At 59.8% G+C, this 1119-nt stretch carries 1 protein-coding gene; it reads right to left on the bottom strand.

The genetic code is table 11. The features are described from left to right. Positions 1 to 28 precede the first annotated feature (28 nt). Complete coding sequence (locus AAHB17_RS24465; protein WP_342133666.1) at positions 29 to 1063, bottom strand: IS630 family transposase; 1035 nt, start codon at positions 1061 to 1063, stop codon at positions 29 to 31. Between the last annotated feature and the right edge of the window lie 56 nt (positions 1064 to 1119).

Here is a 1119-nt window from a genome sequence, read left to right as displayed (position 1 = left end):
TTATTGATCCGGCATCAATGAACTTGAATCAAGCAGCATAGCGAACCGGACCATGCTCGAAGTATTTGCGAATCCGCTCAGGTTGACGCTGCACGCTGCGCAGGTGGTGCGCCGTGGCCTTGACCAGTTGCAGCTTCGTGCGCGCCGGCGCCAGCTTCGTGACCGCTTGCTTGATGTCGGCATTGGCCATCTCGTCGGGGTTGAGTTCCGGGCTGTAGCTGGGCAGGTAGAACACCTCAATTGCCTCGGCGTGGTCAGCCAGCCAGGCCTTGACCGGCTTGGCGTGATGCACCCGCAGGTTGTCCAGGATCAGATAAATCTTCTTGGTCGCTCCCTTGATCAGTCGGCGCAGGAAGTCAATCAGGATGTTCGTGTTGAGCGCACCGTCGAAGATGCTCCAGCGCATCTGTCCCTTGTTGGTGACGGTGGAGATCACCGACAGGCCATGACGCTTGTTGTTGACCCGGACCACCGGTGTCTGGCCCTTGGGCGCAAAGCCACGCCCACGCACGTCGTCGCTGCGCAGGCCGCTCTCGTCTCCCCAGTGAATCTCGGCACCTTCAGCCTTGGCGCGAGCGGCAATCACCGGGTAGTCCTCGTCGAGCCACTTCTTGACTGCAGCAGGCGACTGCTCGTACGCCTTTTTCATAGGCTTTTGCGGCGTGAACCCCCAGCGCGCCAAGTACAGGCCCATCGTGCGCACGGGCAAGCGGATGCCAAAGCGATGCTCAATCAGCTCTGCCACGCTCGCTCGCGTCCACAGCGCATAGGGCATCTTCAGCTGGTCCGGGGTCTTGTCCGCAATGAGCTTCTGAATCAAGGCCTCTTGCGTCGCGTCCAGCAGGCGACCATCGCCACGCTTTCGCCCGTGGGGCGCATCGCGCAAGGCTTTCGCCCCGGCCTCCTCATGACGCTTGCAGATGTCAAAGACGCCGGTTCGGCTCAGCCCAGTTTGTTGAGCAATCTGCTCGTAGGTCTGGCCCGCATTGCGCAGTCGAATCACTTGGACGCGCCGCTCATGCCGCGCATCGCGCGACAGCTTTCTCATGTCGGTTGCTTCCATCACCAACAGATGATGAAACAACCGAAAAGTTCAAGTTAAATTCTTCCGGATCAATA

The sequence above is a fragment of the Hydrogenophaga sp. OTU3427 genome (genome assembly GCF_038440225.1).
GTDB lineage: Bacteria > Pseudomonadota > Gammaproteobacteria > Burkholderiales > Burkholderiaceae_C > Hydrogenophaga.
Note: the sequence above shows the minus strand (reverse complement) of the source record. Positions and strands in the feature narration are given on the sequence as shown.

What these genes read in the sequence shown, in the direction of transcription:
- AAHB17_RS24465 (WP_342133666.1), bottom strand. Translation starts at nt 1,063, where the DNA reads ATGGAAGCAACCGACATGAGAAAGCTGTCGCGCGATGCGCGGCATGAG.